The sequence below is a fragment of the Aeromicrobium chenweiae genome (assembly GCF_003065605.1).
GTDB lineage: Bacteria > Actinomycetota > Actinomycetes > Propionibacteriales > Nocardioidaceae > Aeromicrobium > Aeromicrobium chenweiae.
In genome coordinates this window covers 2677501-2695802 of record NZ_CP026952.1, presented here as the reverse complement: position 1 = coordinate 2695802, position 18302 = coordinate 2677501, and the positions used below count along the sequence as shown (strand labels likewise).

19 protein-coding genes are annotated in these 18302 nt (G+C 70.6%); 11 read left to right on the top strand and 8 right to left on the bottom strand.

Annotated features, from left to right (window positions below; genetic code table 11):
* The first annotated feature begins 2 nt into the window (after nt 1–2).
* Nucleotides 3–755 (top strand): phosphotransferase, encoded by a 753-nt coding sequence (locus C3E78_RS13010; protein WP_235833618.1) that lies wholly within the window; start codon nt 3–5, stop codon nt 753–755.
* Nucleotides 752–1195 carry a cupin domain-containing protein gene (locus tag C3E78_RS13005; protein ID WP_108579048.1) on the top strand — a complete coding sequence of 148 codons (444 nt, stop codon included), beginning with the start codon at nt 752–754 and terminating at the stop codon, nt 1193–1195. Before C3E78_RS13010 ends, C3E78_RS13005 begins: the two co-directional genes overlap by 4 nt.
* On the opposite strand, the gene C3E78_RS13000 is transcribed toward C3E78_RS13005, so the two are convergent.
* The gene (locus C3E78_RS13000) at nt 1164–1901 is read right to left on the bottom strand and encodes a YqjF family protein (RefSeq protein ID WP_108579046.1); all 738 of its coding nucleotides are present in this window, start codon (nt 1899–1901) and stop codon (nt 1164–1166) included. The two genes, C3E78_RS13005 and C3E78_RS13000, sit on opposite strands and share 32 nt — an antisense overlap.
* 100 nt (nt 1902–2001) lie before the next feature.
* Between C3E78_RS13000 and C3E78_RS12995 the strand changes: the two genes are divergently transcribed.
* Entirely contained in the window at nt 2002–2865 is an 864-nt protein-coding gene (locus tag C3E78_RS12995) for a bile acid:sodium symporter family protein (protein WP_108579044.1), read from the top strand.
* Here the strand turns inward: C3E78_RS12995 and C3E78_RS12990 are convergent.
* Nucleotides 2855–4099 (bottom strand): FAD-binding protein, encoded by a 1245-nt coding sequence (locus C3E78_RS12990; protein ID WP_235833617.1) that lies wholly within the window; start codon nt 4097–4099, stop codon nt 2855–2857. The genes C3E78_RS12995 and C3E78_RS12990 overlap by 11 nt on opposite strands.
* A gap of 152 nt (nt 4100–4251) precedes the next feature.
* Between C3E78_RS12990 and C3E78_RS12985 the strand changes: the two genes are divergently transcribed.
* Nucleotides 4252–4518: a hypothetical protein gene (locus C3E78_RS12985; protein WP_159085893.1), complete on the top strand. Its 267-nt coding sequence runs from the start codon at nt 4252–4254 to the stop codon at nt 4516–4518.
* A gap of 13 nt (nt 4519–4531) precedes the next feature.
* Here the strand turns inward: C3E78_RS12985 and C3E78_RS12980 are convergent, their stop codons facing one another.
* Together C3E78_RS12980 and C3E78_RS12975 are read right to left on the bottom strand one after the other, a co-directional pair.
* Nucleotides 4532–6613: a S9 family peptidase gene (locus C3E78_RS12980; protein ID WP_108579040.1), complete on the bottom strand. Its 2082-nt coding sequence runs from the start codon at nt 6611–6613 to the stop codon at nt 4532–4534.
* A gap of 42 nt (nt 6614–6655) precedes the next feature.
* On the bottom strand, nt 6656–6946 hold the full coding sequence (locus tag C3E78_RS12975; protein ID WP_108579037.1) for a hypothetical protein: 291 nt from the start codon (nt 6944–6946) through the stop codon (nt 6656–6658).
* 110 nt (nt 6947–7056) lie between these two features.
* Here C3E78_RS12975 and mshB point away from each other — a divergent pair, with 110 nt between their 5' ends.
* Genes mshB through C3E78_RS12955 form a run of 4 tightly spaced genes read left to right on the top strand, consistent with a single transcriptional unit; the run spans nt 7057 to nt 11050 of the window.
* Nucleotides 7057–7965, top strand: coding sequence for an N-acetyl-1-D-myo-inositol-2-amino-2-deoxy-alpha-D-glucopyranoside deacetylase (gene mshB, locus C3E78_RS12970; protein ID WP_108579035.1), 909 nt, complete (start codon nt 7057–7059; stop codon nt 7963–7965).
* Between the two features lie 6 nt (nt 7966–7971).
* Nucleotides 7972–8307: a hypothetical protein gene (locus tag C3E78_RS12965; protein ID WP_108579033.1), complete on the top strand. Its 336-nt coding sequence runs from the start codon at nt 7972–7974 to the stop codon at nt 8305–8307.
* Nucleotides 8304–8837, top strand: a complete 534-nt coding sequence (locus C3E78_RS12960; protein ID WP_108579030.1) for a flavin reductase family protein — start codon at nt 8304–8306, stop codon at nt 8835–8837. The genes C3E78_RS12965 and C3E78_RS12960 overlap by 4 nt, the downstream gene beginning before the upstream one ends.
* Nucleotides 8834–11050: a VanW family protein gene (locus tag C3E78_RS12955; RefSeq protein ID WP_108579027.1), complete on the top strand. Its 2217-nt coding sequence runs from the start codon at nt 8834–8836 to the stop codon at nt 11048–11050. Before C3E78_RS12960 ends, C3E78_RS12955 begins: the two co-directional genes overlap by 4 nt.
* Before the next feature lie 6 nt (nt 11051–11056).
* Here C3E78_RS12955 and C3E78_RS12950 read toward each other — a convergent pair whose 3' ends face one another.
* The gene (locus tag C3E78_RS12950) at nt 11057–12010 is read right to left on the bottom strand and encodes a GNAT family N-acetyltransferase (protein WP_108579024.1); all 954 of its coding nucleotides are present in this window, start codon (nt 12008–12010) and stop codon (nt 11057–11059) included.
* Nucleotides 12011–12106: 96 nt separating this feature from the next.
* On the opposite strand from C3E78_RS12950, the gene fdxA reads away from it, so the two are divergent.
* A complete protein-coding gene (fdxA, locus tag C3E78_RS12945; protein ID WP_108579022.1) occupies nt 12107–12430 on the top strand; it encodes a ferredoxin in 324 nt (107 codons plus the stop codon).
* A gap of 6 nt (nt 12431–12436) precedes the next feature.
* Nucleotides 12437–13534 carry a succinyldiaminopimelate transaminase gene (dapC, locus tag C3E78_RS12940; protein ID WP_108579020.1) on the top strand — a complete coding sequence of 366 codons (1098 nt, stop codon included), beginning with the start codon at nt 12437–12439 and terminating at the stop codon, nt 13532–13534.
* A 1352-nt stretch (nt 13535–14886) separates the two neighbouring features.
* Here the strand turns inward: dapC and C3E78_RS12930 are convergent.
* Nucleotides 14887–15558, bottom strand: coding sequence for a TetR/AcrR family transcriptional regulator (locus tag C3E78_RS12930; protein WP_168217179.1), 672 nt, complete (start codon nt 15556–15558; stop codon nt 14887–14889).
* Nucleotides 15559–15617: 59 nt separating this feature from the next.
* On the opposite strand from C3E78_RS12930, the gene C3E78_RS12925 reads away from it, so the two are divergent.
* Complete coding sequence (locus tag C3E78_RS12925; RefSeq protein ID WP_108579014.1) at nt 15618–16478, top strand: SDR family NAD(P)-dependent oxidoreductase; 861 nt, start codon at nt 15618–15620, stop codon at nt 16476–16478.
* Nucleotides 16479–16522: 44 nt separating this feature from the next.
* Here the strand turns inward: C3E78_RS12925 and C3E78_RS12920 are convergent, their stop codons facing one another.
* Nucleotides 16523–17347, bottom strand: coding sequence for a VldE C-terminal domain-containing protein (locus tag C3E78_RS12920; protein WP_108579012.1), 825 nt, complete (start codon nt 17345–17347; stop codon nt 16523–16525).
* Nucleotides 17348–17356: 9 nt separating this feature from the next.
* Nucleotides 17357–18301, bottom strand: coding sequence for a 2,3,4,5-tetrahydropyridine-2,6-dicarboxylate N-succinyltransferase (gene dapD / locus C3E78_RS12915; protein ID WP_108579010.1), 945 nt, complete (start codon nt 18299–18301; stop codon nt 17357–17359).
* Nucleotide 18302: the final 1 nt, after the last annotated feature.

The window sequence follows — 18302 nt, the reverse complement described above, 5'->3', positions numbered from 1 at the left end:
GCGTGCCAGAGGACGACACCGAACATCTCCCCGGCGCCGTCGGAGGCGCCACCCGCGTCGGCCGCACCGTGCGCCGCCCCACCGGTCCGTGGACCCCGGCGGTCCACGAGCTCCTGACGTACCTGCAGGACAACGGCCTGCGCGGCATGCCGGCGCTGCACGGCCTCGACGACGAGGGCCGCGAGGTGCTCGAGTACGTCGAGGGCCGTGGCGTGCCGATCGACCGCGAGGTCGTCCTGGACACGGTGCTCGAGGAGGCGGTGGCCTGGCTGCGCGACTTCCACGACATCGTCGACGGGTTCCGTCCCGAGGGTCCGCGGACCTGGCGTGGCGGGGAGGCCGAGCTCGGACCCGGCCAGATCATCTGCCACAACGATCCCGGTGCGTACAACTGGATCATCCAGGGCGGCCACTTCGTCGCGATGATCGACTGGGACATGGCGGGGCCGGGACGCGCGATCGACGACCTCGCGTTCCTCGCCTGGACCGGCATCCCGCTCTACCGGGAGATCCCGGTCGAGGACGTCGCGCGACGGCTGGACCTGCTCGTGGACGCGTACGGCGAGTGGGGGCCGATGACGGTCCTCGACGCCGTGGTCGAGCGGATGACGGAGGCCGCCGCCCGGATCGAGGCCGGCCAGGCGCGCGGGGACCAGGGGTACATCAACCTGGCGAAGGTCGGCGAGCCCCAGCGCACCCGCGACCGGGTCGCCGCGTTCCGCGAGCGCATCCCGGCCATCGAAGCCGCCCTGTGACCCGTCCGCCGCTGGCCGACGCGCTGGACCTGCAGCCCCATCCCGAGGGCGGTTGGTACCGGCGCACCTGGGCCTCACCGGTCGAGGTCACCCTGCCCGACGGGCGGGTCAGGCCCACCGCGTCACTGATCCACTTCCTGCTGCCGGCGGGGGAGTCCTCGGCCTGGCACCGGGTCGCTTCCGACGAGCAGTGGATCGCTCAGCTCGGCTCCGTGCGGCTGGAGCTGGGCGGTGACGGGGAGGCGCCGGGCGACGCGGAGTCGTACGTCGTGGGGCTTGACCTGGCCGCCGGGGAGCTGTCGCAGGCGCTGGTGCCGGCGGGTGTCTGGCAGCGCACGCGCGCGACGACGTCGGACGCGCTGGTGAGCTGCCTGGTCTCGCCCGGCTTCAGCTTCGACGACTTCGAGCTCATCGACTCCGGATCACCGACGCCGTCCTGAACTCGGTGTGCACCCGGTCGGCGTGGACCACGGAGTCCGGTTGCCTGAGCGCGAGTCCCGGCACACCAGCGGCCGCGACCAGGTTGTCGTCGAGCACGTCGAGCGTCGCCTCTCGCAGTGACCACGGCACGTGGTGGTTGGGGATCCACACGGTCCGTCCGAGGTAGCGCGTGTGCAGGCCGAACCGGGCGGTGACGAACTCCTCGAGCGCGGAGGGCCGCTCGATGGGGTCGCCGAGCGTGGCGACGATCCGTCCGCCGACGCCGCGGGGGCCCGGCCAGCGCCGCCGCGTGACGTACTCGATGCGGTCGCCGTCCTGCCGGATGCGCATCCGGGCCCACATGTACGGCGTCGCGGACGCGATCCTGGCAGTGAGGACGACCAGCAGTCTGCTGGTCTCCAGGGAGCGGAACACGATGCCCCGGTGGCCCTCGTCGTCCACGGTGTAGAGCCGGACGTTGGTCTCGGCGAAGTCTCCGAAGTAGGGGACGGCCGGACCGCGGCCGAAGCCGGCGGCCCGCATCTCGAACGGGATCAGCCCGACGTACGTCGCCCCGTCCAGCGTGTCGGGGCGGGTGCCGGGCGGGAGCAGGTGCGCGACCCGCTCCGGGTCGACCGCCCAGTGGATGAACGTCAGCCGGGTCCAGTCCTGGCGCAGGAGGCGGGGCCCGGCCAGCTGCGGCGCGACCGGATCGAACGTGCTCACTCCTCCAGTCTGCGCCTCGGGAACGGGATCTCGCCCGCGACGCCACAGTGATAGTTCCCACACGCAACGATGTGACCAGCGTCACGTCTAGGGTGTCCGGATGGACTCGCCGCTCACCACCCTCGGCCTGCCGGTCGCGCTCGGCATCATCATGTTCGGTCTCGGCCTGTCGCTGACGATCGCGGACTTCCGGCGGGTCCGCCAGCACCCCCGCGCGGTCGTGATCGCCTTGGCGTGCCAGCTGCTCCTGCTGCCGGCGATCTGCTTCGGTCTCGTCGTGGTGCTGGACCTGCCGCCGCTGCTCGGCATCGGGATGCTGCTGCTCGCGGCGTCACCCGGCGGCACGAGCGCCAATCTGTTCAGCCACCTGTTCCACGGGGACGTGGCGCTCAACGTCACCCTCACCGCGATCAACTCGATCGTCGCGATCTTCACCCTGCCGGTCATCGCGAACCTCGCAATCAGGTACTTCGACCGCCAGGACTCGGTGTCGCTGCAGTTCTCGAAGGTGGTCGAGGTGTTCGCGGTGGTCCTGCTGCCGGTGCTGCTCGGCATGCTCGTGCGCTCGCGCAGGCCCGACGTCGCGGCGCGGGCCGACAAGCCCGTGCGGATCGGGTCGGCGGTGATCCTCGCGGTGCTCGTCCTCGGCATCATCGTCGACCAGCGGGACAAGATCGGCGAGTACTTCGGCGACGTCGGGCTCGCGACGGGCCTGTTCTGCGCGATCAGCCTGGTCGTCGGGTACGTCGTCCCGAAGGCGCTGGGCGTGACCGAGGCCCAGGCGATCGCGTCGTCGATGGAGATCGGGGTCCACAACGCCACCCTGGCGATCTACATCGCCGTCGAGGTCCTCGACAGCACCGCGATCTCGGTCCCGGCGGCGGTCTACTCGATCTTCATGTTCGTGCTCGCCGGCGCGTGGGGGTACGCCCTGTCGCGCCGCCGGGCGGTCGTCAGGGCCTGAGCCAGGACTCGGTCAGCTCGTTGGCGAGCTTGCGCTCGGGGTCGGCCTTGTCGACGAGATCGCGGAAGTCGGGCAGCCGGGGGTACGCCGCCAGCAGTCGCTCGGGGGTCGTCTCGAACACCTTGCCCCAGTGCGGACGGGCCGCGAACGGGGCGAGCGCGTCGTCGAGCGTCGGCAGGAACGCGGTGACGGCCGGGACGTCGAGACGCCACGTGAAGTGCAGCGCGACGCAGTCGGTGCTGTGGGCCGGGCTCAGCCACAGGTCGTCGCCGGCGATCGTGCGGATCTCCGACACCAGCAGGAGCCGCTGCACCTGCGGCGCCAGCGCGCGGACCGCGGCGATCGCCTCCAGCGCGTGGGCGCGGGGGACGAGGAACTCGCTCTGCAGCTCGTCACCGTCACTGGGCGTGTAGCCGAGACGGAAGTGCGGCAGGCGGTCCCACCACCGGCCGGACCGGCCCAGCTGCTGCGTCGTGAACTCGGCGGAGATGCCGGGCAGGGGGTGGACGCCCTCGGCGGCAGGTGTCGCGCCGAACAGCTCGGTCGGGGCCGCCTGCTGGTCCGCGCGTGACTTGAGCCAGACCTGGTGCGGGCCGGTCTCGCTCCAGTCGGTGAACATGCTGACGCTGTACGCCGCCGAGGTGACCTCGTCGAAGTGCTCCTCGACCTGCGCCCACGGCAGGTGCTCGAAGACGTCCTGGCGCACCTCGAACGCCGGGACGACGTCCAGCGCGAGCGACGTGACGACTCCGAGGCGGCCGAGCGCGACGACGGACCCCTCGAAGTCGGCGTCCCCGCGGCGTACCTCGTGCAGGGTGCCGTCGGGGCGGACCATCTGGACCGCGGCGACGGCCGCGGCCAGGCTGCCGTTGCGGTCGCCGGACCCGTGGGTCCCGGTCGCGACGGCCCCGGCAACGGAGATGTGGGGGAGCGACGCGAGGTTCGGCAGCGCCCAGCCCTGCTGGTCGAGCCGTTCGACGAGCTCGCCGTACCGCAGCCCGGCCGACACCGTCACGGTGCGGGCCGTCTCGTCGACGTCCACGACCACGGGCAGCCGGCCCACGGAGACCTGGGCGGCGTCGGTGTCCGCGATGGCGTTGAACGAGTGGCGCGAGCCGAGCGCCCGCAGCCGCGGGGTCCTCGCGACGAGCTCGACCAGCTCGTCGATCGACGACGGTTCGTGGAGCACGGTCGCGCGGTACGTCAGGTTGCCTGCCCAGTTGGTCCCAGTCACTCGTCCAGTGTGCGCCCTGCGCGGTCGCCTGTCCCTGCGGAACGCCCCGCGACCGTGGCTCACCTGGGCCGACGGCATCCCTGTCTTCGACGGCCTCGATCTCACGGGCGGTCCCGGCCCGGTGCGTGCGGGCGCCCTCGTACTATCGGGCCATGCATGGGGTCTATTTCGACGAGGGCGACGACGCCGCCGAGCTGGTCGCCGCGCTCGAGGGCGAGGGCTACACGACCACCTTGGCGCGCGAGGCGTTCGCCGGCGAGGAGGACTGGGACGACCGGGCCTGGGTCCTCGTCGTCGAGCCCTTCGACGAGCGGGTCGTCGAGATGGTCGACGTGTACGGCGGCTGGCTGCCCGGCGACGACCGCTCGGCCCCGGAGCCGCCGCCGCTTCCGGGCGGGCCCAAACGGCTGAAGGGCTGAGGCCCAGCCCGGCTCAGGCGCCGAGGTGCTCCTTGAGGAACTCGACCTGGAGCAGCTTGAGGTTCTCCGCGACGACCTCCTGCGGGGTCATGTGGGTGACCCCGGAGAGTGGCAGGACGGTGTGCGCGCGTCCCGCTGCCAGCAGCGCGGACGACAGCCGCAACGTGTGCGCCGCGACGACGTTGTCGTCCGCGAGACCGTGGATGATCATCAGCGGGCGCTCCAGGGCGGGGGCCAGCGGGATCAGCGAGTTGCGGTCGTAGACCTCCGGCTGCGTGCGCGGGTCGCCGAGGTATCGCTCGGTGTAGCAGGTGTCGTACAGCCGCCACTCGGTCACGGGCGCACCCGCGACCGCCGCGTGGAACACGTCGGGACGCTTCAGCACCGCGAGCGCGGAGAGGTATCCGCCGTACGACCAGCCGGTGATGCCGACCCGGGAGGGATCGACGTCGTCGGGGTACGCCGCCGCGACGGCCTGCAGCGCGTCGACCTGGTCGTCCAGCGTGACCGTCGCGAACTCGTGCAGCACCGCACGTTCCCACTCGTACCCACGCCCCGGCGTCCCGCGTCCGTCCGCCACGACGACGCAGAAGCCCTGGTCGGCCAGCCACTGCGCCTCGAGGAAGGCGCGCGCCGAGGACACGACCCGCTGGGCGTGGGGTCCGCCGTACGGGTCCATCAGCACCGGCAGACGGGTCGAGCCGGGCTGGTGGTCACGCGGGAACAGCACCGCCGTGCGCAGGCCGCGCTCCCCGGCCTCGAGCATCGTCACGACCGGCTCGAACGGCGCGGGCTCGGACACCACCCGCAGGGCGCTGGGGTCGGCGTCCTCGCGGTGGACGACGACCGTGGTGCCGACGACGTCCAGTCCTGACCTGATGACGACCGTGGTCGGGCCGCCCATGACCGCGCCGTGGACGGCCGGACCGTCGGTGACGGGGGTCGCGGTGCCGTCGAGGCCGAAGCGCACGACCTGCACCTGTGTCGGGTCCTGCGAGGCGGTGGCCACGACGCAGTCCGCGAACGCGTCGACGATGCCGCGCACCTGCCACCCGTCGGGTGAGACGGGCGAGCCGTCGACGACGACGCGACGCCAGCCGTCGACGTCCTCGACCGTGACGAGGGCGCCGCCGGGGGCGTGCCGCGGCGCGGAGGAGAGCTCGACCCACGAGGTGTCGTGCAGCTCCCGCACGATCGAGGTCTCGCCGGTGGAGACGTCGACCGTGAGGATCTGCGAGGACTTCTGGTCACGGCTCATGACCTGGAGCAGGGGCGCGCCGTGCTCGGTCCAGCTGACCCGGCCGAGGTACTCGTACGTCGCGCGGTCCCACCGGATCTCGGTACGGCTGCCGTCGAGGCCGACGTGCCAGAGGGTGACCTCCGCGTTGGGGGTGCCGGCCGCGGGATAGCGCTGCGCCACCGGCTCGCGCTCCGGGTGCTCGGGGTCCGCGATGTGCCAGGTCTGCACCGGGGCGTCGTCGAACCGCTCGACCAGCAGCGACGTCCCGTCCGGTGCCCACCAGAACCCGCGGAAGCGGTCCATCTCCTCCGCCGCGATGAACTCGGCCTGTCCCCAGACCTCGGTGGGCGACTCCGGCTCCACCAGGGCGCGCTCGTCGTGTCCGTCGACGCCGATGACCCGCAGGGCGCCGCCCGAGGCGTACGCGATGCGCCGGCCGGTGGGGTCCAGGTGCGGGTCGATGACCGCGCCGACGCTGGGCAGCGAGGTGATGGCCCGCGCGCCGAGGTGCACGGCCCACAGCTGGCCCGACAGCGTGAAGCAGGCCCAGCGACCGGTCGGGTCGACGTCGTACGCGACCAGGCCTGCGGCGGACTCCCGGCTGCGCTCGCGACGGGACCGCTCCTCCGCCGACAGCTGCTCGCCGGCCTCGCCCAGCAGGGCGTCCGGGTCCACGAGGATCGACTCCGTGCCGGTCTCCACGTCGTGCTCCCACAGCTGCCCGGTGCGTGTGACGCCGTCGGGGGTGCGGATGAAGCGGACGGTGCGCCCGTCCGGTGACACCGTGATGTTGCGCGGGATGCCCAGCGTGAAGCGGAGCGTACGGGCGGCCAGTCGGGGATAGGACACGGTCATGCCCCTACATAACCACCTTCGTGCAGGGAGGCGGCTCGGCGGTCAGTGGTCGCGGTCGTCCGACGGGGTGTCCTCGGCCTTGGCCTTGAAGATCGTCAGCACACGGGTCAGGGCGGCGGCGATGATCGCGACCGGCAGCACCGCGTACGCCCACCCGCGGTCGAGCGTGCCGCGGTCGACTAGCAACAGGACCACGACCACGGCGATGACCACGCCGAGCAGCACGAGCATCGTGGGGCCCCACAGACCACGCCTGGCCCCCAGCTCATGCTTCTGCGGTGGGTTGAGCCAGGGCTTCCACATGCTGCCGGTCCAGTCGTCGTCTTTGGCCATGTGCCGGCCTCCTCGGGAGTGTCGTCGGGTGAGTCGCGTCGCGTCCAGGAGATGACGTACCCAGTCCGCTGCGCCGCACGCGCCCGACGGCCACTCAGTAGCCTTGGGCCATGACCCTCCCCGATCGCCGGATCCTGCTCGTGCACGCCCACCCGGACGACGAGTCGATCAACAACGGCCTCACGATGGCCAAGTACGTCCAGGAGGGCGCCCACGTCACGCTCGTCACCTGCACGCTGGGGGAGATGGGCGAGGTCCTCGTCCCGGAGCTGGAGCACCTGGCCGCAGATCGTGACGACACGCTGGGACAGCACCGCGAGGGTGAGCTGGCCGCCGCGATGGCCGCGCTCGGCGTCAGCGACCACCGGTTCCTCGGCGGTGCCGGACGGTTCCGCGACTCGGGCATGAAGTGGGACGAGAACGGCAACGCGACCGCGGCCGACGAGATCCACGACAACGCCTTCTGGAACGCGGACCTGCTCGAGGCGGCGTCGCTGCTGGTGGAGATCATCCGCGAGGTGCGGCCCCAGGTCCTGGTGACGTACGACGAGTTCGGCAACTACGGGCACCCCGACCACGTCCAGGCCCACCGCGTCGCGCACTACGCGACAGATCTCGCCGCGGCGCGGTCGTTCAAGCCCGAGCTGGGCGAGGCGTGGGACATCCCGAAGCTCTACTGGGCGGCGATGTCGGCGTCGCGGTTCCGCGAGGACCTCCGGGCGCTGCGCGAGTCCGGCGACACCACGACCTTCGAGGGCATGGACCCCGATCAGCTGCCGCCGTTCGCGGTCGAGGACGAGTACCTCGACGCCATGGTGGTCGGCCCGGAGCACGTGCCGGCCAAGCTCGCCGCCATGAAGGCGCACAAGACGCAGATCACCGAGGACGGGGCCTTCTTCGCCGGCGGCATCGACGTCGCGGCCGTGGTGTGGGGCACCGAGTTCTACCGCCTGGTCAAGGGCACCCGCGGCCCCGTGGGCGAGAGCGGGTTCGAGCAAGACCTCTTCGCCGGTCTGTAGGACACCGTGCGTCGCGCCGCCCTGGTCGCCCTGGGGCTGTACGTGTGCGTGGTCGGTGCGATCGTGCATCGTCACGTGGGGGTCGTCGGTGGGGTCGAGTGGCCGTGGGGGGCCGCGCTCGCCGCAGCGGTCACGTACGTCACCGCGGTCGCGGCCGGCGTGCTGGAGCGGCGAGGCGCGGCATGGTTCGCGCTGGGCTGGGCGGTCGGGCTCCTGTCGTTGCAGTGGTCGCCCGGCGGCAGCTACCTCGTCGCGGCGGACTGGCTCGGCTGGGGATTCACCGTCTCGTCCCTGGGGGTCGTCGTCCTGGCAGTCCTCAAACCTCCTAGGGTGGTGCCATGACGGTGACGGTCGATCCGAGCGCGTTCCGTGGGGCTCTCGGCCGATTCGCCAGCGGTGTCACGGTCGTGACGACGACCCTCGACGGGGTCGACCACGCGATGACCGCCAGCGCGTTCAGCTCGGTCTCGCTCGACCCGCCGCTGGTGCTGGTGTGCTCGCACAAGAACAGCCGCTTCCACGACGCGGTCCTCACCAGCGGCATCTGGGGTGTCTCGATCCTCGCGGAGGAGGGCACCGAGGCGTCCGCCTGGTTCGCGCACCGGGGCCGCCCGCTGGAGACCCAGTTCGACCACGTCCCGCACCGCCGCGGGGACTCCGGCGTCGTCCTGCTCGAGCAGTCGCTGGCCTGGCTGGAGTGCCGCACCGAGACGGTGACCGACGGCGGTGACCACACCGTCATCATCGGCGCCGTCGTGGGCGCCGGCGTACGGGAGGACCTCGACGATCCGCTGCTCTACTACCGTTCGCACTACGGGACGATCGTCAGGCTGCCGGAGTCGGAGAAGACCGTGTACGGGGGAGACGCATGACGACCGACCAGCCCGATCCCAACGACGCCGACGAGTCGCGCACGGACGCCGACGAGTCGCGCACGGACGCCGACGAGTCGCGCACGGACGCTGACGAGTCGCGCACGGACGCCGACGAGTCACGCACGGCGCCCGAGGCCGGTCTGGTCGTCGAGGACGACGAGCTCGACCTCGACCTGCACGACGACGAGCCCGCCGCCCCGCAGGACGCGGACGACGACGAGGATCCCGAGCCGGACGATGCGTTCACCGACGACGAGGTCGAGGACGTCCTGGGCGACGACGACCCCGTCAGTCCCGACGAGGACGACGCGGACGACGAGGAGAGCGCGGACGACGAACCCGTCGCAGCAGCTCCGGCGCACGCGGTGAGCGACGACCCCGAGGACGAGCACGACCTTCGCCCGGCCCACCACCCGGCGGACGTCGTCGTCCCGGCCTCGGCGTTCCCCGACGAGGTCGACGAGCCCCGGCAGGACGAGGAGCCGCCCGCGGGGCCGGTGAAGAAGCGCAAGCGCCACTGGTTCCGCAACACGCTGCTGCTGGTGATCGTGCTGGCCGGTGCCCTCTACGTCGCCGGGTACTTCCTGACCGGCAGCCGGATGCCCGCGAACGCGATGATCGGCGGCGTCGACGTCGGGGGCAAGTCCCCGTCGGCGGCTCGGACGCTCGTCGACCGCGAGCTGTCGCAGCGTGCGGACCGTCCGATCGAGCTGACGCACGGCAAGAAGGACTTCCAGATCGCGCCGAAGGACGCCGGACTGGCGCTCGACGTGGACGGAACGGTCGAGGCGGCCGGCGGACGACGCAGCTGGGACCCGCGCGACATGATCGCCCTGTTCGCCGGCGACCACGAGACCGATCCGGTCCTGGACGTGGACGACGCGCTGCTGCAGAGCACGATCGGCACGATCAGCGAGTCGGTCGACAAGGACGTGGTCGAGGCGCAGATCACCTTCCCCGACGGCAAGCCGGTCGCCCGCAAGCCCAAGCCGGGCCTCGTCGTGTCGAAGTCCGACACCGCCGACGCGATCCGCAGCACGTACCTGGTCAGCGACAAGCCGATCACCGTGCCGACCGTCGAGGTGGAGCCGTCGGTCGATGAGGACGCCCTCGCCGACGCCATGGACACGACCGCCAAGACCGCGGTCAGCGGACCGGTGACCCTCTCGGTCGGCGACAAGGACGTCGAGCTGCCGGTCTCGGCGTACGCCCCGGCCCTCGTCATCCGCGTCGAGAACGGTCGGCTCACGCCCCGCCTGGACGCCAAGAAGCTCGCGGGCCCGCTCACTGATTCCACGACCGGCATCGGCAAGAAGGCCGTGGACGCCACGGTGAGGATCCAGAACGGCAAGCCCGTCGTGGTGCCCGGCAAGGAGGGCCTCGGCCTGCAGCCCAAGGAGATGGCGACGAAGCTCGTCCCAGTTCTGAGCCGGACCGGCGACGAGCGGACCCTCGAGGTCGAGGCGAAGGTCGTCAAGCCGTTGTTCACGACCAAGGACGCCAAGGCGCTCAAGATCACCGAGAAGATCAGCGAGTTCGAGACCTCCTTCCCGTACGCCGAGTACCGCAACACCAACCAGGGGCGCGCCGCCGAGCTCATGGACGGCACGCTCATCAAGCCCGGCGAGACGTTCAGCTTCAACGACGTCGTCGGGGAGCGCACCGAGGCCAACGGCTTCGTCAACGGCACGGTCATCAACGGTGGCGTGTTCCGCGAGGAGCTCGGCGGAGGCGTGTCACAGGTCGCGACGACGATGTACAACGCCGGTTTCTTCGGTGGCATGGACGACGTCGAGCACCACCCGCACGCGTTCTACATCGACCGCTACCCGGTCGGGCGCGAGGCGACGGTGTACTTCGGCAGCCTCGACCTGCGCTGGAAGAACCCGACGAAGTACGGCGTGCTCGTGCGCTCGTACGTCAAGAAGAGCACCCCGTCCTCGCCCGGCAGGATGCACGTCGAGCTCTGGAGCACGAAGGTCTGGGACAAGATCGAGGCGGGCAGGTCCGAGCGCCGCAACGGCCGCACCCCCGGCACCCAGTACGACGACACCAACCGGTGCGTGCCGCAGGGTCCTGTCGAGGGGTTCGACATCGACATCTACCGGACGTTCTTCCGGGACGGCAAGAAGGTCAAGACCGAGACCGACACGGCGAACTACCAGGCCGCCGACCGGGTCGTCTGCGGCAAGAAGCCGAAGGGCGACTGACGCCGCTCAGCCAGCGGGCTCGAGGTAGACGTAGTCGTGGTGGTCGACGAAGCCGTACGGCGCGTAGAGCGCGATGGCCGCGGTGTTGCTGCGCATGGTCTGCAGGTACGCCTTGTCGGCGCCGTGCTCGACGGCCCACGCGAGCGACGTCTCGACGACGCGGCGGGCCAGCCCCCGGCGACGCGCCGCCGGGACCACCTCGACCGCTGCCAGTCCGGCCCACTGGCCGGTGACCACGACCCGGCCGATCGCGACCACCGGGCTGCCGATCGACACGAAACCGACCTGGGCAGGGCCCTCCATCACGGCTCGGGCGTGAGCGGGGTCGTCGACGCGCCCGTAGTGCGCGAGCCACTCGTCGTCGGCCCGGCCCGTCACCCGCGCCTCGGGATCGGCCTCGTACGCCGGCTCGAGATCTGCGACCTGCACGACGGCCCCGCCGAAGTAGCCCGCCTTCCGGATCCAGCCGGCGTCGACGAACGTCCGTTCGTGGGACGAGCCGACGACGACCTGGGCCTGCGCGGGCATCGAGCGCGCGGCGTAGAACTCCTGCACCCGGTCGAGAGCCTCGTCGAACGGGACCCTCGGGGAGCCGGTCACCGCGACGGAGTTCGCCCGTCCGGTGAAGTTGCCCGACGCCCGCAGCTCCCAGTCGCCGAGCGGCACCGACTCGATCGCGGGCCAGCCGCGGGAGGTGATCCGGGTGAGCTCCTCGGCGTCGACGGAGGCGGCGCGGCGCCGTCGCAGCGGGCGCTCCGGCACCGTCTTCCAGGTGACGATCGTCGACAGCGCGACGTCCGCCGCGCGCCCGTCGCGCAGCTCGAGCGTGACCGACGTGCCGTCGACCGCGGTCACGTGACCGATGACGTCGTTCATCTCCGGACCACCGGTGAGACCGACGCCTCCAGTCTCATGACGCACGACGATGCGTCGTCCGATCAGCGCAGCGTCTAGAGTCATGGGGCAAGACTTCCACGTCGTCTCAGGTGAGCCTTACTAGAGGGGCTCTCCGGGCCGGCGGGATACTGGAGTCAGCTCGCCGAAGGAGAACTGCCCGTGACGTACGTGATCGCCCAGCCGTGTGTGGACATCAAGGACCGCGCGTGTGTGGACGAGTGTCCTGTGGACTGCATCTACGAGGGCAAGCGCATGCTCTACATCCACCCGGACGAGTGCGTGGACTGTGGCGCGTGCGAGCCGGTCTGCCCCGTCGAGGCGATCTTCTACGAGGACGACACGCCGCCGGAGTGGAAGGACTACTACACCGCGAACGTCGACTTCTTCGACGACCTGGGCTCCCCGGGTGGTGCAGCGAAGATGGGCGTGATCGACAAGGATCACTCCATGATCGCCGCGCTGCCTCCGCAGAACCAGGAGTAGCTCGCGATGCCCTCCGTCTCGGAGCGGTTCCCCGAGTTCCCGTGGGACACCCTCGCCGGTGCGAAGGCTCGCGCTGCCGCACACCCTGACGGCATCGTCGACCTGTCGATCGGTACGCCTGTCGACCCCACGCCCGCGGTCGCCCGCGAGGCGCTGGTCGACGCGGCGGACGCCCCCGGGTACCCGACGGTGTTCGGTCCCGAGTCGCTGCGCCAGGCCGCGGTCGACTGGATCGAGCGACGCTTCGGCGTCACCGGCCTGAGCCCGGCGCAGGTGCTGCCGACGATCGGCTCCAAGGAGCTCATCGCCAACCTGCCGGTCCAGCTCGGTCTCGGCGCTGGCGATCTCATCGTCATCCCCGAGCTCGCCTACCCGACGTACGAGGTGGGGGCGCGCTTCGCCGGTTGCGAGGTGCTGGCTGCCGACTCCACCGTCGCGATCGGCCCCCGCCGGCCGGCGCTGATCTACCTGAACTCCCCGGCGAATCCGCACGGGCGGATCCTGGGCCCCGATCACCTCCGCAAGGTCGTGGAGTTCGCCCGCGAGCGTGGTGCCCTGCTGGTGTCCGACGAGTGCTACCTGGAGTTCGCGTGGGACGGGAGCCCGATGTCGGTGCTGCACCCCGACATCTGCGGCGGCTCGTTCGACGGCCTGCTGGCCGTCCACTCGCTGTCGAAGCGATCGAACCTGGCCGGCTACCGGGACGCGTTCGTGGTCGGTGACCAGGCCGTCGTGTCCGAGCTGCTGGCGGTCCGCAAGCACCTGGGCTTCATGCTGCCCACGCCGGTGCAGGCCGCGATGACCGCGGCCCTGGCCGACGACACGCACGTCGAGGAGCAGCGGGTCGTGTACGCCGCGCGGCGGACCGCCCTGCGGGCGGCACTGGAGTCGGCCGGTTTCACGATCGAGCACTCCGACGGCGCGCTGTACCTCTGGGCCACCCGTGGTGAGCCGTGCCGCGACACGATCGACTGGCTGTCCGAGCGAGGCATCCTCGCCGCGCCGGGAGAGTTCTATGGTGCCGCCGGAGCGAACCACGTACGCGTGGCGTTCACGGCGACCGACGAACGCATCGCCGCCGCGGTCACTCGCCTCACCGCCTGATCAGCACGTCCGATGCCTGCGCGGCTCGGGGCCGAGAGCCGCCGAACCCGAGGAGGTGCAGTCGTGATGCGAGTGTTGACCCGGTCACACGCCGTAGGTCGGCGCACCGCATGTACGGCGAAGTTCTGACGCCGCGCAAACGGAGGAATTAGTCTCACCCTTGCACGAGCTCGGATCGGTCGTCACAGGACCAGCGGTGTGAGTTCATCGGAGCGACCATCGGTACTTCGAGGTCCATGAGACAGGAGCGGCCACGTGAGTTCTGCTAGGCGTCTATTCGTAATTGGCTGCGGGGCCGCTCTCGCTGGAGTTGTCCTTGGCTTCATCGTTACCGCTGTCGGAGGGGGTGCCACCGCGATGAACGTCGTTTTCGCGGTGACCATGCTCGTGGTCACCGTTCTCCTGATTGCGGGACTGATGTCTTGGCGGAACGTGCAGAAGCGCGGCTCTTGAGGCTGAGACAGTCCAGAACCGTGGCGCATCGCTGAGACGCACCGCGACTGCCCGACCCGACGTCACCCACGGATCGATCCGATGCCAAGGCGCGCAGCACGAACCATCTGTGCTGCCGCGCCGCAATGCGTGGTTGGCCGGCCAAGTGACGACGAATCTTGGAGGGCGGCGCGATATCGTCGGCGATCTACACGCGGGGGCGGCGATCCTCTGCGGAACCCAGCAGCCGCCCACGGAGGTGCGGATGAATGTCGAGGGAATGGGACCGGAGCCGCGGCGGCACCGCTCCGGACTGAAGACGGGGCAGCCGTACGGGTACTACGTCCGAGTCGGAGCGCTTTACGGCGTCGTGCTGGGGCTCATGGGTGTTCTTTCGTCACCCCGGTGGCGGGATTCGTGGATCGACGCGGTGGTCTTCTTCTTGGTCAGCCTGTTGTCTGTGTCCTTCCTGGTGTCCTCGTTCTTCTGGTATCGGCTGTCTCGCAGACGTCACTAGGTGATGCAGACGCGGCCGGGCCGGGCGATGCGATCCGCATCCGGGTCGGCACCACGTCGTGGTCAAGATCCACCTGGGCATCACCGCCTGAAGACCGGCTCGTTGATCAGGCGATCGACGTGCTGAGTATCTGCGCTGCCATACCCTCGGAGGGGTATCGGGGGTGTGAGTAATGGACTGGTCTTCTCTGGTCATCGGCATGATCTCGGGCGGCTGCGCCGCCGCCGGTGGTCTGTGGGGGGCTCGGGTGCGACGAGAACGGCTGCGACGCGAACGCCGAGCATCTGAGAAACAGGACCCCAGCGCATGACTTACCTTCTGACGTCTGTCTCTCGACCAACCCCTGCCCGTGGGACCCTTCCCGCAGTGCTGGCGGTGATCCTGACGCCTGTGTACGTGCGCGTCAGCTCATGAGGCTGCCGGAGAGCAGCCTGGCGAGGATGGCCGTCAGGCGGGGTCCGACCTCGACGACTGCGTGGCTGAGCTGCGGGTCGGTCTCGTACAGATTGCGTAGCTGTGTTCCCGGGGCTGCCATCTGCCACAGTGCCCCGGCCATTCCTGTGGCGGTCGCGACCACGTCCCGGGCTTCGGCGTCGTCGAGAGGCAACGCGCGGCGCAGGGAGGTCGCGATGGCATTGGCCTCGGCGAGGGCGCTGACCTTGAACGCTCGCACCGTGGCCAGTGAGACATTGCGTTCGAGGTTGAGCGGCGTGTGGGCGAGCAGGTCGCAGAACAGCGGTCGGCTCGCCAGCGAGCCGGCGAGTATCGCCGCGACTCGATGGGCGCGTTCGGGCAGGGGGGCGTCCTCGCCGAGGTCGTCCAGCTCGGCCCGCACCGCCGCGGACCAGGCCTGCCAGCCCGCGGCCGCCAGTCTCAAGAAGATCTCCTCGCGGGTCTCGAAGTAGCGCAGCATCGCGGACTTGTGCAGACCGACGTCGGCGGCGATATCGGTCAGTGTCACGGCACGGACGCCGCGCTCGGTGGACAGCCGGACCGCGGCATCCAGGATCGCCTGCTCGCGCATCCTCTTCGCCTGCGGACTGCGCGCCCGTTCGAATGATGACTTCTCCTGCATGACCCGAGCATAAGGCATCAGGGTTGCGTTATTAGCGCACCAGTGTTGTACTAACTTTCATGACACTCACAACATGGTTCATCACGGGCGCGTCTCGTGGATTCGGCCGCTCGCTCGCCAGCGCAGCACTGGAGGCGGGGGACCAGGTCGTCGCCAGCGCCCGTCGTCCCGAGCAGCTCGCCGACCTCGTCGAACGGTACGGCGACCGGGCAATGACGGTCGCGCTCGACGTCACCGACCGGGCCCAGGCGGATGCGGCGCTGACGGCGGCGAAGGAGAGGTTCGGCCGGGTGGACGTGGTCGTCAACAACGCCGGTTACGCCAACCTCGCCCCCGTCGAGTCCACAGCCGAGGAGGACTTCCGGCGACAGTTCGAGACGAACTTCTGGGGGGTCTACAACGTCTCGACCGCCGCGCTCCCGCTCCTCAAGGAGCAAGGTGGCGGTCTCGTCGTTCAGTTCTCCTCCGTGGGAGGCCGTGTCGGGGGCACACCCGGGCTCGGGTCCTACCAGGCCGCCAAGTTCGCCGTGGACGGCTTCACCCGGGTGCTCGCTGCCGAGGCCGCTCCGTTCGGCATCCGCTACCTCGTCGTCGAACCGGGCGGGTTCGCGACCGACTGGGCGGGGAGCTCGATGGACGTCCCGCGGATCCCCGAGGAATATGAGGAGACGGTCGGACGCCTCGCCGATCGCCTGCGCAGCGCTCCTGCAGCCGGGGACCCCGCCCGCGCTGGGGAGATACTGGTGCGGATCGCCCACAGCGATCAGGTCCCCACCCACCTGCTCCTGGGTTCCGGGGCAGTGACGATGGCCGTCGACCACTCCGCCGCTCAGATCGCCGAGGCGACTGCTTGGCACGGCGTCTCGGCATCGGCCGACTTCGGAGCCGCCTACCCGGTCGACCTGCCTGCCGGACGATGAACGAGACATGACGCTCACCGTCCACAGGCCGGTCGGAGGTGCGCTCAGTTGGTGGAGACGAGCACGGTCCTTGCGGGGGCGTCGGTGTCCTTGACCCAGCCGCGATCGGACGACGTGGCCTTCCACGTGCGCTGGCGGAAGGAGACCTGGCTGATGCCCAGCTCCGAGGCGTTGCCGACCAGGTAGTGGGCGATGGCCCAGCCTCGTGCCGTGACGTCGGCCGTGGCTCCGATGAGGGGGTAGCGGGCGTCGTCGCCGTCCTTCTCGACCGCGATGGCACCGAACGCGCGCGCGACGTCCTGGACGACCTTCGTCGTGCTCCCGCTGCCCCCGGGGTTGATCTGGCAGGTGAAGCGTCCGGGGCTGTAGCCGCGCAGGGCCGAGGCCAGGGCCCGGGCGTAGTCCTCGTGCTGCGCGTAGGCGCCGGGGTGACCGGACCGCTGGACGAGCTGGGCGGCGTCGTTGATCTTCATCGAGCCGTAGTCGTGGACCTTCTCCAGCGCGTCGTAGAAGGCGCCCGTGGAGTAGTGGGGGTCCATGATCTCCGCGACGGACCCCCAGCCCTGCGACGGACGCTGCTGGAACAGGCCGACGGAGTCGCGGTCGCCGTAGTCGATGTTGTGGATCTTGGACTCCTGGAACGCGGTCGCGATCGCGATCGTCGTCGCCCGGGGCGGCAGGCCGCGGCGCTGCGCGATCGCGGCCATCAGGGCCGACCAACGGCCCTGCTCGAGGTCGACCTGGGCCCGGACGCCGTTGACCTCCGCGACGCAGTACTCCGCCCGGAGAGGGGTGCGGTCACGCAGGGTCGAGCCGACCAGCACCACGGACGCGACCAGACCGAGGACGACGAACCAGCGGAATCTCACCGGCGGCTGCTAGTTGGCGTGCAGGTCGGCGTTGAGCTCGATGCCGGTGCGAGCGCCACGGGGACGCGCCTCGATCGCGCCCGTCTCGCTGTTCGTGAGGAACAGGATGCCGTCCTGGCCGGACAGCTCGGCCGCCTTGACGACCTTGCCGTCGGACATGCGCACCTTCGAACCGGCGGTCACGTACGTCCCAGCGGCCACGACGCAGTCGTCACCCAGCGAGATGCCGATGCCGGCGTTCGCGCCGATCAGGCTGTTCCGGCCGACGGTGATGACCTCCTTGCCGCCACCGGACAGGGTGCCCATGATCGATGCCCCGCCGCCGATGTCGGAGCCGTCGCCCACGGTGACGCCCGCCGAGATGCGGCCCTCGACCATCGCGGTGCCGAGCGTGCCGGCGTTGAAGTTCACGAAGCCCTCGTGCATGACGGTCGTCCCCTCGGCGAGGTGGGCGCCGAGGCGTACGCGGTCGGCGTCGCCGATGCGGACGCCCGTCGGGACGACGTAGTCGGTCATGCGGGGGAACTTGTCGACGCTGGTGACCTGGACGTGCAGGCCCGCCGCGCGGGCGCGGGCGCGGGTGGTCTCGAAGCCGCTCACGGCACACGGGCCGATCGAGGTCCAGACGACGTTCGCGAGCAGGCCGAACTGGCCGTCGAGGCTGAGCCCGTGCGGCTTGACGAGCCGGTGCGACAGCAGGTGCAGGCGGAGCCACACGTCGTACGCGTCGGTGGGAGCGGCCTGCAGGTCGTCGATCTCGACGAGGACCACGGCCTGGTGGACGCCGCGCACCTCGTCGTCGCCCGACATGGCGCTCAGCTCGACCGGCTCCGACTCGCCGTCCGGCGCCGGGCCGAGACGGGGCTCGGGGTACCAGACGTCGAGCACCGTGCCGTCGTCCGTCAGGGTCGCGATGCCGTAGGCGTGGGCGCCGGCGAGGTCCGCAGAAGTCATG

Excerpts from the sequence above, each read along its gene's own strand:
- C3E78_RS12995 (WP_108579044.1), top strand. The coding sequence starts at position 2,002 with ATGGACTCGCCGCTCACCACCCTCGGCCTGCCGGTCGCGCTCGGCATC.
- C3E78_RS12985 (WP_159085893.1), top strand. The coding sequence starts at position 4,252 with ATGCATGGGGTCTATTTCGACGAGGGCGACGACGCCGCCGAGCTGGTC.
- C3E78_RS12980 (WP_108579040.1), bottom strand. The coding sequence starts at position 6,613 with ATGACCGTGTCCTATCCCCGACTGGCCGCCCGTACGCTCCGCTTCACG.
- C3E78_RS12975 (WP_108579037.1), bottom strand. The coding sequence starts at position 6,946 with ATGGCCAAAGACGACGACTGGACCGGCAGCATGTGGAAGCCCTGGCTC.
- mshB (WP_108579035.1), top strand. The coding sequence starts at position 7,057 with ATGACCCTCCCCGATCGCCGGATCCTGCTCGTGCACGCCCACCCGGAC.
- C3E78_RS12960 (WP_108579030.1), top strand. The coding sequence starts at position 8,304 with ATGACGGTGACGGTCGATCCGAGCGCGTTCCGTGGGGCTCTCGGCCGA.
- C3E78_RS12955 (WP_108579027.1), top strand. The coding sequence starts at position 8,834 with ATGACGACCGACCAGCCCGATCCCAACGACGCCGACGAGTCGCGCACG.
- C3E78_RS12950 (WP_108579024.1), bottom strand. The coding sequence starts at position 12,010 with ATGACTCTAGACGCTGCGCTGATCGGACGACGCATCGTCGTGCGTCAT.
- dapC (WP_108579020.1), top strand. The coding sequence starts at position 12,437 with ATGCCCTCCGTCTCGGAGCGGTTCCCCGAGTTCCCGTGGGACACCCTC.
- C3E78_RS12930 (WP_168217179.1), bottom strand. The coding sequence starts at position 15,558 with ATGCAGGAGAAGTCATCATTCGAACGGGCGCGCAGTCCGCAGGCGAAG.
- C3E78_RS12925 (WP_108579014.1), top strand. The coding sequence starts at position 15,618 with ATGACACTCACAACATGGTTCATCACGGGCGCGTCTCGTGGATTCGGC.
- dapD (WP_108579010.1), bottom strand. The coding sequence starts at position 18,301 with ATGACTTCTGCGGACCTCGCCGGCGCCCACGCCTACGGCATCGCGACC.